A 13259-nucleotide genomic window follows, 5' to 3' on the forward strand; every position below is an offset into this window, starting at 1 on the left:
TATTAAATTACGTCCTATAAATATTTGCTTCAACAAAAGTAGAAATAATTATCGAATATCACACAATCTGTCAGAAAAAACTATATCAAATTCTTTAAATAAATATACAGACATACAAAAAGAGCAGAGCCTCTTCATCCGTTCGGATATAAGAAGCTCTGCTCTCCTATATATATAAGGTGTACCTTATCCGTTATTGCAAGCCAAACAAAACAGCCAAACCTTTATCTACACCAGAGAATCCCATGAATGCCATTGCCAGCAAACCAGCAGTAACCAATGCAATAGACATTCCACGCATGCCTTTCGGAATATTGACCAAGCTGAGTTGTTCGCGAATACCTGCAAACACAATCAGCGCCAAAGCGAATCCGAGTGCCGTAGAGAATGCATAGATAACACCTGTCAGCAAATCATAGTTTTTCTGGATAACCAGAATAGTAACACCCAGAATACAGCAGTTTGTCGTAATCAGCGGCAAGAATACTCCCAGTGCCTGATACAAAGCCGGAGAAACTTTCTTCAAGATGATTTCCACCATCTGTACCAATGCAGCGATGACAAGGATAAATGCAATGGTCTGCAAATAACCCAGTCCGAAAGCATCAAGGACAAACTTCTGGATAACATACGTTACGATGGTAGCCAGTGTCAACACGAAAGCAACAGCAGCTCCCATACCCATAGCGGTTTCTACCTTCTTAGATACGCCCAAGAACGGACAGATACCGAGGAATTGTGACAACACAATGTTGTTCACAAAGATAGCGGTGATAAATATCAATATATATTCCATATCTTTTTCTTTTTAGGAGTTATGCCTTTTTCAGACGGTTTACGATAGCAATGAGGTAACCCAACACAATAAATGCACCAGGAGCCAGCACGAAAATCAACATGCCATAGTCTTCAGGCATGATGGCGATGTTGAACAACTTACCTGTTCCAAGGAATTCACGAACACCACCCAGCAATGTCAAGGCAATGGTGAAGCCAAGTCCCATACCCAGACCGTCGAAGAACGACGACAGCGGATTGTTCTTTGCAGCAAAAGCCTCTGCACGTCCCAGCAAGATACAGTTCACCACAATCAAGGGGATAAACAAACCAAGGGTAGCATACAGAGCAGGAACATATGCCTGCATAACCATCTGTAACAAGGTTACGAACGAAGCGATAACCACAACGAAGATAGGAATACGTACCATGTCGGGAACCAGATTCTTTATCAATGAGATTACCACATTCGAACAAATCAGTACGAACATCGTAGCCAGTCCCATACCCATACCATTGATGGCCGAAGAGGTAGTACCCAAAGTAGGACACATACCCAGAAGGAGTACAAACGTAGGATTTTCCTTAACAATCCCGTTCATCAATACTTTAAAATTATTCATAGTCTGCTCCTCTCCTATTAATTATTTTCAACATTTGTACTATCAGCCGCAGCAGCCGGTGCTTCATCTTTCGATGCAGCGTGTGAAGTAGCTCCACTCATGCTGTCTACATGCTGATTCTTATATGCAGCATACGCATTGTTCACTGCCAGCAAGAAAGCGCGTGAAGTAATGGTAGAGGCAGTGATTGCATCAATCTGTCCACCATCCTTGCTTACTGTCAAAGGTGCTTCACCCGGATTCTTTCCGGTAATGTCACCCTTGGCTCCTTTCTTAAACCAGTCGGCAGCCTTCGAACCCAGTCCCGGAGTTTCGGCATGGCTCAGCAAAGAATAGTCGATGATGTTGCCATCGTTATCAAAACCAACCAGAACAGTCAGCGTACCACCAAAACCATTAGCAGACGATTCTACGGCAGCACCAATAGGCTGTCCATCTTTCGTTGCCTTATAAATTTTGTAAGTTGCACCGTTTACTTCTACAGTTTCGGGCGCTTCGGCAGGATTATTGTCGAATCCCGGAACCACTACAGCAATTGCATCGCTCAATGTCTTGGCATTTGCCTGTGCAATCGGCTCAGCGGTCACATCGTTCACCCAGCCCAGCAGAGCTCCGGCTACAACAGAAAAGCCAGTCAGTGCCAGAGCCATATTCTTTAAAGATGATTCAAGTTTTTTCATTTCTTCACTACCTCCCCGAATCGTTTAGGTTTACAATAAGTGTTAATCAACGGAGTAAATGCATTCATAATGAAGATAGCGAATGACATTCCTTCCGGATAAGCACCGAAAAGACGAATAACAACTGTCAGGAATCCGATAGCCACACCGTAAATAATCATGCCTTTATGAGTCATCGGTGAAGTAACATAGTCGGTTGCCATGAAGATAGCTCCCAGCATCAGTCCACCTGTAAACAGATGAGCGAACGGCGATGCGTAAACAGTCGGGTTAGCCAGATGCATCAAGCCAGAGAAAACAAATACAGTTACAATGATTGACACCGGAATATGCCATGAGATAATCTTCTTCCACAACATATATGCCAGACCGATCAGCAAAGCCAATGAACTGATTTCACCGATACATCCCGGATTATTACCCAGGAACAGGCTCATCGTATCAGGCAACTGGCTCAATGCACTTGCATCGCCATGTACAGCCTGCTTCATCAGTGCAAGCGGAGTAGCAGCTGTTTCAGCATCCGTATAGCTTGCCCACTGTCCGGCAACAGGCCATGAAGTCATCTGTACCGGGAAAGAAATCAGCAAGAAGATACGTCCCACCAGTGCTGGGTTAAACGGATTGCATCCCAGTCCGCCGAAAGTCATCTTACCTACGCCGATAGCAACCAGCGCACCGATAATGATAATCCACAACGGAAGATTAGAAGGCAAGTTAAATGCCAGAAGAAGTCCCGTCAACGCAGCCGAACCATCGGTGATGGTTGTACGTTCACGTTTCAGGATGTATTTTGTAATAGCCCATTCAAAGAACAGACACGCAATGACAGAAGTCAGCGTAACGATAACAGCCCCCAGGCCGAACATGTAGAATGACACAAGCAAGGCAGGTATCAGAGCGATGATAACGCCGTACATATTCTTCTGTACGCTGTCACCGCTATGCACGTGGGGTGATAATGATACAATTAATTTGTTTGCCATAATTCGATTTCAATTATTTTTTAGCGTTACGTGCACGGATAATTCCGCCCACCTTACCTTTACCTAAACGAATGTAATCCAACATCGGACGATGAGAAGGACATGTAAACTGACATGAACCGCATTCGATACAAGACATGATCATTTCATGTTCCACACGTTCCCAGTCACCATGAGCCGAACAAGTAGCCAGCAAGAACGGTTCCAGTCCCATCGGACAAGCGCTTACACACTTGGCACAACGGATACACGGCTGAGGTTCCGCACGGCGTGCTTCCTTGTCGTTCATAATCAATACACCCGAACTACCTTTGCAGATAGGCACTTCTGTATTGGCAAGCGCCTTACCCATCATCGGACCGCCACCGATTACCTTACCCGTATCTTCGGGCAGACCTCCAGCAGCGTCAATCAACTGGCTCATCGGAGTACCCATACGAGTCAGGAAGTTAGAAGAATTCTTCAATGATTTACCTGTTACGGTAACAATACGTTCGAACAAAGGCTTGTTCTTCTGTACAGCTTCATATACAGCATAAGCAGTTCCTACGTTCTGCACAACCGCACCTACATTGATAGGAATGGCAGGAGGAGCCGGGACCTGACGTCCGATTACAGCATCAATCAACTGTTTTTCACCGCCCTGCGGATATTTCACTTTCAGAGGCACAACCTCGATGCCCGGATAAGAAGCAGCCTTCTCAGTCATCAGCTTGATGGCATCGGGCTTATTGTTTTCAATGCCGATATAAGCCTTGGTTACCTTGGCAGCCTTCATCAGGATCTGCACTCCTACCAGAATCTCATCAGGCTTTTCAAGCATCAAACGATGGTCGGCAGTCAGATACGGTTCACACTCTACGGCATTGATAATTACACACTCGGCCTTGCAGCCCGGAGGAGGAGTCAGTTTTACATGAGTCGGGAAGCAAGCACCACCCATACCAACAACGCCTGCATTTTTTATTTTAGCAACAATTTCTTCAGGAGTCAAGTTACATTCCTTTACCAGCTTAGTGCTGCGATCAATACTTTCTTCCCATTCGTCACCTTCTACGTCGATAAAAATAGCCGGTTTACGATAACCACTGGCGTCGATAACGCTATCTATCTTGTTCACCTTACCGGATACAGAAGAGAAGATAGCAGCCGAAACAAAGCCCCCGGCTTCAGCAATCTTGGTTCCCACCTTCACTACATCACCTTTTTTTACGATAGCAGTAGCGGGAGCACCGATATGCTGCGACAAAGGGAAAACAGCCTGCTTTGGAAGAGCAAGAGTTTCAATTGCTTTGCCTGCTGACAATTTATTTTCTGCTGGATGAACTCCACCAATTCTAAATGTCTTCACTGTAATATCTTTTTTAATTAATTACTAATTGTTGATTAAGCCTCAGCTTTTGGAGCTTCAGCAGCTTTCACTTCTACCGTTTCGTTCTTAGGTTCAGCGGTCGGCTGGGCAGCAGCCTTCGGTGCAGCAGGAGCAGCAGCCGGAGCAGGTTCTGCAGGTTTAGCCTTACGCGGCGGGAAGTTGACTGCGATAATTGCATTCTGAGGGCATTCGGTCTCGCACTTGCGACAAGATTTACACTTAGCAGGATCGATATATGCCAGGTTGTTTTCCAAAGTAATAGCTTCAAACGGACAAACCTTCACACACTTTCCGCAACCGATACATGCAGCAGTACAAGCCTTACGTGCTACAGCACCTTTATCTTTGTTGACGCACTGTACATACACACGGCGATTGTTCTTGCCCTTCGGACGAATTTCGATAATGTTGCGCGGACAAGCCTTGCTACAGGCGCCACAAGCCGTACACTTGCTTTCGTCTACCTCAGGCAATCCTGTTTCAGGATTCATGTGGATAGCATCAAACTGGCAGGCATTTACACAGTCACCGCAGCCCAGACAACCGAATGTACACCCGGTTTCACCTCCGTAAGTAGAATTGGCAACCACACATGAACGGACGCCATCGTACTGAGTCAGCTTCGGACGGTTGGCACATGTACCGTTACATCTTACTACCGCTACTTTCGGTTCCGAAGCAACAGCTTCCAGTCCCAAAATACCAGCGACCTTTTCCATAGTAGGTTGACCGCCTACCGGACATAGTTTTCCTTCCAGTGAACCAGCTTTTACGCAAGCTGCGGCAAAACCAGAGCATCCCGGATAACCACATCCACCGCAATTGGCTTGAGGAAGCACCTCGGCTACCTGAGCGATTCGCGGATCTTCATACACAGCAAACTTCTTCGAAGCCACGTACAAGATTACTGCGGCAATCAAGCCTATAGCTCCCAATGAAATTACTGCAACCAAAATTAAGTTCATAAAAGTATAAAATTAGTTTATTAATATATTGATTCTAATGTAAACATGAACGAACGGCTGATCTTCTTTCTGCATATATATATAATAAGGTAATAAGGAACCAGTGTCCCTAATGAAACCAAAGCAGAAAAAGCCTCGTCCCCTCCCGTCAGTTTCAGCGAAACAATCAATGAAAGCAACAGCACGACAAAAGGAAGCACGAAAGCCAGCAACACGGCTTTCATGCCCATCGACGTTGTTCCCACAATCATAACTTGCTCGCCTATCTGGCAAGGAACATTGTTTTTATTATAAACATCAATTATTTTTTCTTTCGTTTCGGAAGCGCTGCAGTGTGCCTTTACGCTACAAGATGAGCACGCAGAACTCTGCACTATTTTCACTTTCAGGCGAGAGCCATTGATGTTTTCCACAATACCTAGATGTTTAATGTTAGTTACCATCTTTTGCAAACCGTACTTTACAAATTCGTGGCAAATGTACTATAAATATTGTTTCATTGGTAACGTTAACAAAGTTTTTCTCATTAAAAAAAGTAAAAATTTATATTAAAGCATCATCGTATCCCATAGCCAACATCTTCTTTTCCAGCTCCTGATAGGCAGACTTTAAACGCTTTGCTACCGTGGAACGATTAATGCCTGTACGATCGGAAATTTCCTGATATGTCATGCCATACCAGATCTTCATCCGAACCAGTTCCGATAGATTTTCCGGCAATTCGCCAACGGCACATTTTAAATCAATAAACTTTTGCTCCTTGTTTTCGGCCGTAAGTAAATTATCAGCCGTACATTCATCTTTCAGCATATCCAGTTTCAGCGGCAAACACTCATGACTTTTCTTGCGATAAACGCTGCATAAAAAATTCCCCACTACACAATTCAGCCATGCCCCGAAGCGTCCGTCAGTCTGATATACATTCTTCAACTTTTCACAAACGTGAACTACTACTTCCTGATATAAATCGTCGGTACTCTCACTACAGCTAACAGTACTCCTCCTTATCGACTTCATTATATCACCCGTATAGCGGGCCAGTAAGATTTCGAAAGCATGATTATCACCGCCACGAAACATTGTCACCAGCTCATCGTCTGGAAATGCTTTTTCATTATCCTCCATAATAACAGAGAAAAGGTTAGAGGTTAAACAATCTGCCTGCATACACCGTAATCAGGCAAGACTTATCTTCCGGGATACCAAAGGGAATATAGTACAAAAGAGAGAATACCGTGCTACAGACCATTAATTCAAAGGTTAAAACCACAAACCAATCATATTCAACAGAAGTACCTTTAATTCCTATTAAACACAGTTTTGTTTAATGATTTGTTACAAAGGAAACTCTTTTTTCCGTATTTTCAAAATTTATCTTAAAGACTTTGCCGAAAAAGTGAAAATGTCTTTTCATAAAAAGACTTACAGATTTAAAGAAAAACGACGGCAAATTCAGCTTGTTTTTTGTACAAATAAAAAAATCTTTTGTACAAAAAAATAAAAAACGTCAGCACAAATTCCGAAAGACATGAAGGACATTTAAAATAAACGTATGGAAGTTTTTGTACGGATATAAAAACGCCCTTCGTACCATGTCTGCACCGGATACCGGAGAGATGATGACACAAAGGGCGCAAAAATAAAAGATATAAAAATTTAATCAAGTTTGAGGACAGCAAGGAATGCCTTCTGCGGTACTTCCACCGTACCGATCTGTTTCATTCGCTTCTTTCCTTTCTTCTGCTTTTCGAGCAGCTTACGCTTACGGCTGACATCACCACCATAACATTTGGCAGTTACATCCTTACGGACAGCCTTGATTGTTTCTCGGGCGATAATCTTCGCACCGATTGCAGCCTGAATGGCAATTTCAAATTGCTGGCGTGGTATGAGTTCTTTCAGCTTTTCGCACATGCGGCGTCCCAGGTCGTAAGCATTGTCGAAATGGGTTAACGTAGAAAGCGCATCGACCGATTCCCCGTTCAGCAGGATATCGAGCTTGACAAGTTTCGAAGGACGGAAACCAGACTGATGGTAATCGAACGAAGCATATCCCTTGGAAATACTCTTCAACTTATCATAAAAGTCGATTACAATTTCGCCTAACGGCATTTTATAATGCAGTTCTACACGATTTCCCGAGATGTAATCCTGACGAACCAATTCGCCTCGTTTTCCCAGACACAATGTCATAATCGGACCGATATAGTCGGTTGCCGTAATGATGGAAGCATCAATATAAGGTTCTTCGATGTGATCGATCAATGTCGGATCGGGCATACCGCCCGGATTGTGTACTTCCTGTACATTTCCCTGCTTGTCGTATACCATATACGAAACGTTGGGCACGGTAGTAATGACGTTCATATCAAACTCACGGTCCAGACGTTCCTGAACAATTTCCATATGAAGCAGTCCCAAGAACCCGCAACGGAACCCGAAGCCCAAAGCCAACGAAGATTCAGGCTGGAAGGTCAGCGAAGCATCGTTCAGTTGCAGTTTTTCCAGCGAAGCTCGCAAGTTTTCATAATCTTCGGCTTCAATGGGATAAACGCCGGCGAACACCATTGGTTTTACTTCCTCAAATCCGTCAATAGCCTTGTCACACGGACATTCTATATGAGTAATTGTATCGCCGACCTTAACTTCTCTCGAAGTTTTTATACCGGAAATGATGTATCCTACGTCGCCAGTACGAAGCTCTTTACGGGGAACCATGTCCATTTTCAGTACTCCTACTTCATCGGCATCATATTCCTTGCCGGTATTGAAGAACTTCACTTTGTCACCTGTACGAATCACTCCGTTTACAACCTTGAAATAAGCGATGATACCGCGGAACGAGTTGAACACAGAATCGAAGATAAGCGCCTGCAAAGGTGCGTTTTCGTCTCCTTTCGGACAAGGGATACGTTCTACCACAGCCTGAAGAATCTCCTCTACCCCCATACCGGTCTTACCGGAAGCGCGGATAATGTCTTCACGCTTACAGCCCAGCAGGTCGATAATTTCATCTTCCACTTCTTCGGGCATGGCACTTGCCATATCACATTTGTTCATTACCGGAATAATCTCCAGGTTATGTTCCAACGCCATGTACAGGTTCGAAATGGTCTGCGCCTGCACACCCTGCGAAGCATCCACAACCAACAAAGCTCCTTCACAGGCAGCAATGGAACGGGATACTTCATAAGAGAAGTCCACATGCCCCGGAGTATCAATCAGGTTCAGGATATATTTTTCTCCTTTATAGGTATACTCCATCTGGATAGCGTGGCTCTTGATGGTTATACCACGCTCACGTTCCAGATCCATGTCGTCCAGCATCTGTCCTTCTGTAATCTTAATTGTCTGTGTATACTCCAGAAGTCTGTCGGCCAATGTGGACTTTCCGTGGTCGATATGGGCAATAATACAAAAATTACGTATATTCTTCATTTCTTATCTTTAATATTTTCTGATTCATCGGGCGACGTAACACCTTTATTTTTCGTCATGCAAAGATAAAGAAAAATGAGTAAGGCACAAAAAATCATCCTTTATTAGAAGTCAGATTGACGTCTATCTCGAAAAATTACTCTATTTTTGCACCGATTTTATTATAAGATTCACAACATGATTACACTTGATTTTGCATCTACGACCTTTCTGCTGGCTGCAACCTGTGGCATACTTTGCATTATTCAATTATGCTATGTCTTCGGAATCTACAACCGCATACACCAACATTTCAAGAAAGACAACAGACCGTCTGCAACGGATTTGCCTCCGCTTTCGGTCATTATCGTAACAAAAGATTCCGGCAGTGCGCTGAACCAGAACCTTCCGGCAATCCTCGAACAAGATTATCCGAAATTTGAAGTCATTGTCATCAATGACAAATCGGCCGGTGAGGATGAAGACATTCTGAAACTGCTGTCCGACCGATACGAAAATCTTTACCATACATTCATTCCGAAAACAGCTCGTTATGTCAGCCGGAAGAAACTGGGTATTGCAATGGGAATACGTGCCAGCCGCTACGACTGGATAGTTGTGACGGAACCTTTCTGTAGCCCCGTCAGCAAGAACTGGTTGAAAAGTCTGGCAGCCCAAATGACTCCGGATACAGACATCGTTCTGGGCTACAGCAACTATCTGCCACAGAAAGGCTGGTTCGCACGAAGAATCACGACTGATTTATTCTTCCACTCCCTGCGGTATTTGGGAATGGCCTTGGCGGGACATCCTTATATGGGCGTGGGATGCAATCTTGCCTATCGGAAAAGTCTGTATGAAAAGCATAAAGGTTTTGCCGACCACTTGCAACTTCAGCGTGGAGAAGACGACTTGTTTATCAATGCTGTAGCAAACAAATACAATACGCGCGTGGCTTCGGGTACAGACAGTATCGTGCGTATGCCGGTTCCGCCCTACAAACGTATCTGGTTCGAACGGAAAATGAATGCAATGGTTACAGGTCATTATTATCAGGGAATGGCAAGATACTCGAATGCTTTCGAGACATGGACCTGCGGACTGTTTCATCTGGCTACAATCGGCGGACTGGCAATGAGTATCATAGAGCAGCAATGGATCGGGACGGGTATTGTAGCTTTGTTCTGGCTGGTTCGTTTCATCTCGACCATGAGCGTATTTCACCGTACTGCCCGCGACCTGAACGAAAATTTATGCTGTATTTTCCCGCTGTTCGACCTGTTTCGCCCGTTGTGGAGTCTGGTCAGACAAATGCAATATCTGTTGCGCAAGAAAAAGGATTTTCTGAGAAAATAAACGGATACAATTATTATCTGTTGAAGAGCTCGAAGGTAAATTTGCATCCTACTGATGTGAATTTACCTTTTTCATTGCCTATGAATACACCAAAATCGAAGAGATGGGTTCCTACCCCATAGCCCAGCTCCAAATAAGGATTCAGGTGAGGCATGAACAAGATGCCGGCATAGATTCGTTCCTTCTGAATAAACGAAAGCAAGTGTCCTACGGGATATAGCAGCAAGAAGGGAGTCTCGTATGTTATATTTCCACGAAAGTAATGGCGCGAAGCATTATACCAGCGTCCATCCAACATCTGAAATGTACCTCCAATATCGTCGTTCCATCCTTGAGGAAGGTTTCGATTGGCAAAATTCACATAATCGACAAAGTACATATCGTTCTGGTTGGTAAAGAATCCTCCGCCGATGTGGTAAGCTATCGTATGTAAGTCGCGGACGCGTATCTTCTGTTCTGCCGAAAACTCAAAGCGTTCATATTCGCCGGAATTCTTCATTACCTTTATACCCCGCTCGTAATCGATAAGAAAGGTGGGATAACGCGATCCGACATTTATCTTTCGGTGGCCGTTCATATAATAATGCATGCCCGGAGTCCACTCCACACGCAAACGAGGCGCGAAACTGTTATACTTTAAACGTACGCGTTGTGCTACTTCCGGAGTGCTTTCGGCTGCATAACGCCAGTGCATGGCTACGCCGGTCCAAATAGTCAGTCCGTTCAAGATTTCTATGTTATGCGCCACATTCAGGTAGACATCCTTAAAATAATCCAGCTCCAGTCCATCGAAACTAAATACGCTATCGGGAATTTCTTTCAACTGATCGAGTACCACACTACTATATATCCGGTTACCGTTTCCCACATTAATCGTAATGGCTCCATGCTTTTCAGGATTATAGACATATTCTGCATCCATCTTTGCATAGAGTTCCTTCTTCGTAAAATTATAACCTATCTGCGGTACAATATGCAACAATCTTCCATCGTGAAAAAGTTTATTGTACTTAAACTCCTGACGATACGAAATTCCGTTACGGTGACTATAGCTCACCAGCAGTGGATTTATTAAAGGAGAGCAGGTGATATTTCCTACTTTCGAAATATCAACATCATAACTATTAATCAAAGCATCGCCTAACTGTCCCATATAGACCAAATTCTTCTTGAATTTTGTTTCCACCTTTGGCAAGGTATCTCCTCTCTCCTTGCGGCGTCGTTCATCAAACGACAGGTAAAGACTGTCCTCCCAATCCGTAAGCGGCAACGGACGAATACGGGCAAACGAATCGCGGTCTTGCACCAATCTCGTCGTATCACAAGTCAATGTATACGAGTTGGACAGGTTGTAGTTATGTTTTTTCTTCAGGAGTAAATCCATTTCCTCCTTTTTCTTGAAAATCACCTCATCATATTTCAGCCAGCCGGTATAATTCATCTCCAGATTATTCCGCAAAAACTTAAACACGATATCCAGATTAATAAGTTGGGGAAGGCATCTAGTTTCTTCTGTTTCCCCCATACGCATGGCCAAATGGAAACGAGTCAGATCATACTTTCCATAAAAATTAAGATACCGTATGGTCCAGTCTTTTGTCGAAATCCAAAAGAAGCCTTCCAGCAACTGGGTACTTCGGTAACGCGGAATTACTCGTATTTTATAAACTTCTCCCGCTTTCCAGTAATCTACAGAGTCGAGCAGGTAATAATAATGTACACTCGATTGTTCATTCAGCGGAGAAAGGAGCTTGTCCTCCATCAATGACGGTGCATAAATATTAAACTTCACAAACTCCATGATATCGAAGAAACGGCTATCCCCTCCTATAAATGTAGTGGAAACAGCACGAATCTTACGGTCGTAAATACGAGGTGCCGTATAGTGAAGCTCACTGATAGATTCATGTATATAGTCGTTTACACCTTTTTCAAACCGGAACATGGAAGGTACATACTTGATAATCTTGTTTTGCTTATGTATCTGAAGTCTGCCTTTCAAGTATAAATCGGCTTTATATTCTCCAACTTCTTTGGCATAAACCGATGCAGAGTGAAATATATGAGTAAGTATGGTATCGGCGACATATGGCTTATAAGAGAAGGCCGACATATTATTGCCGCCCCAAGCTTCGGTAGTATACCCGCACAACCAAAGGCATACTAACAAACGGAATATTATATGATATATATTTCTTAACTTCGCCATAAATCGAAGCAAATATATAACAAATCCACATGTCTATACGACATTTTTCAAGGAGAAAATCAAGTTTTTAAATTTTTCTTCCTACCTTTGTGCTACAAAACATGGTTTTATAGCACTTATGGTCAAGAAGGAATTAACAGAAGCCGAGATTGCCGAAAGTATCCCTGATTTGTGGCAGCCTCTTACCGAAGCGCAACGAGAATTACTTGCGCAAAATTTTACTATACAGAAATATAAAAAAAATGAGACAATCTATTGCGAAGGAGAAACTCCGATGCACTTGATGTGTCTGCTCAGTGGAAAAGTAAAGATTTACAAAGACGGAGTTGGCGGACGCAGCCAGATTATCCGTGTCATCAAGAATAAGGAATACTTTGCTTACCGCGCATATTTTGCAGAAGAAAACTTTGTTACGGCAGCAGCAGCATTCGAACCTTGTACGATATGCCTGATTCCGATGCCGGTTATCGTCAAGCTGATACAGGAAAATGCGGAACTGGCTATGTTCTTTATCCGCCAGCTTTCAAAAGATTTGGGTATTTCGGACGAACGTACAGTAAACTTGACTCAGAAACACATCCGCGGACGCCTTGCCGAATCCCTATTGTTCCTGAAAGATACTTACGGACTGGAAGACGATCAGTGCACACTCAGCATCTATCTTTCAAGAGAAGATTTGGCAAACCTTTCAAACATGACAACATCGAACGCCATCCGTACGCTATCGAACTTCGCAACTGAAAAATTAATCATTATCGATGGAAGAAAAATAAAGCTCATCGATGAAGAACGCTTGAAGAAAATAAGTAAAATAGGATAATTCCTTATCAAACATCCAATACGGAAAATGTCCTGATATTTTAAGGCTATGTGA

Annotated in this window: 12 protein-coding genes; 2 read left to right on the top strand and 10 right to left on the bottom strand. The window is 43.5% G+C overall.

The genetic code is table 11. From position 1 onward, the window contains the following. Positions 1–193 precede the first annotated feature (193 nt). From rsxA to lepA, 9 genes are all read right to left on the bottom strand, one after another. Positions 194–796: an electron transport complex subunit RsxA gene (gene rsxA / locus WKT12_RS07770; protein ID WP_021970933.1), complete on the bottom strand. Its 603-nt coding sequence runs from the start codon at positions 794–796 to the stop codon at positions 194–196. A 19-nt stretch (positions 797–815) separates the two neighbouring features. Then, positions 816–1400: an electron transport complex subunit RsxE gene (rsxE, locus tag WKT12_RS07775; RefSeq protein ID WP_007561420.1), complete on the bottom strand. Its 585-nt coding sequence runs from the start codon at positions 1398–1400 to the stop codon at positions 816–818. A 17-nt stretch (positions 1401–1417) separates the two neighbouring features. Beyond that, positions 1418–2080, bottom strand: coding sequence for an RnfABCDGE type electron transport complex subunit G (locus WKT12_RS07780; RefSeq protein WP_340319329.1), 663 nt, complete (start codon positions 2078–2080; stop codon positions 1418–1420). Further along, positions 2077–3066, bottom strand: a complete 990-nt coding sequence (locus WKT12_RS07785) for an RnfABCDGE type electron transport complex subunit D (RefSeq protein ID WP_021970931.1) — start codon at positions 3064–3066, stop codon at positions 2077–2079. The genes WKT12_RS07780 and WKT12_RS07785 overlap by 4 nt, the downstream gene beginning before the upstream one ends. 13 nt (positions 3067–3079) lie before the next feature. Beyond that, positions 3080–4417: an electron transport complex subunit RsxC gene (gene rsxC / locus WKT12_RS07790; protein WP_340319330.1), complete on the bottom strand. Its 1338-nt coding sequence runs from the start codon at positions 4415–4417 to the stop codon at positions 3080–3082. Positions 4418–4452: 35 nt separating this feature from the next. After that, positions 4453–5403, bottom strand: a complete 951-nt coding sequence (locus WKT12_RS07795; protein WP_340319331.1) for a Fe-S cluster domain-containing protein — start codon at positions 5401–5403, stop codon at positions 4453–4455. A gap of 20 nt (positions 5404–5423) precedes the next feature. Continuing rightward, positions 5424–5846: a SoxR reducing system RseC family protein gene (locus WKT12_RS07800; protein WP_340319332.1), complete on the bottom strand. Its 423-nt coding sequence runs from the start codon at positions 5844–5846 to the stop codon at positions 5424–5426. Positions 5847–5946: 100 nt separating this feature from the next. Next, positions 5947–6528 carry an RNA polymerase sigma factor gene (locus WKT12_RS07805; protein ID WP_340319333.1) on the bottom strand — a complete coding sequence of 194 codons (582 nt, stop codon included), beginning with the start codon at positions 6526–6528 and terminating at the stop codon, positions 5947–5949. Positions 6529–7059: 531 nt separating this feature from the next. After that, positions 7060–8841 carry a translation elongation factor 4 gene (gene lepA, locus WKT12_RS07810; RefSeq protein WP_021970925.1) on the bottom strand — a complete coding sequence of 594 codons (1782 nt, stop codon included), beginning with the start codon at positions 8839–8841 and terminating at the stop codon, positions 7060–7062. A gap of 177 nt (positions 8842–9018) precedes the next feature. On the opposite strand from lepA, the gene WKT12_RS07815 reads away from it, so the two are divergent. After that, positions 9019–10176, top strand: coding sequence for a glycosyltransferase (locus WKT12_RS07815; RefSeq protein WP_340319334.1), 1158 nt, complete (start codon positions 9019–9021; stop codon positions 10174–10176). Positions 10177–10189: 13 nt separating this feature from the next. Here WKT12_RS07815 and WKT12_RS07820 read toward each other — a convergent pair whose 3' ends face one another. Beyond that, complete coding sequence (locus WKT12_RS07820) at positions 10190–12385, bottom strand: DUF5686 family protein (RefSeq protein WP_340319335.1); 2196 nt, start codon at positions 12383–12385, stop codon at positions 10190–10192. A gap of 118 nt (positions 12386–12503) precedes the next feature. Between WKT12_RS07820 and WKT12_RS07825 the strand changes: the two genes are divergently transcribed. Further along, complete coding sequence (locus tag WKT12_RS07825) at positions 12504–13205, top strand: Crp/Fnr family transcriptional regulator (protein WP_340319337.1); 702 nt, start codon at positions 12504–12506, stop codon at positions 13203–13205. The last annotated feature ends 54 nt before the right edge of the window (positions 13206–13259 follow it).

Origin of the sequence: Phocaeicola sp. HCN-6420, from assembly GCF_037890145.1 — a bacterium.
Classification (GTDB): Bacteria; Bacteroidota; Bacteroidia; order Bacteroidales; family Bacteroidaceae; genus Phocaeicola.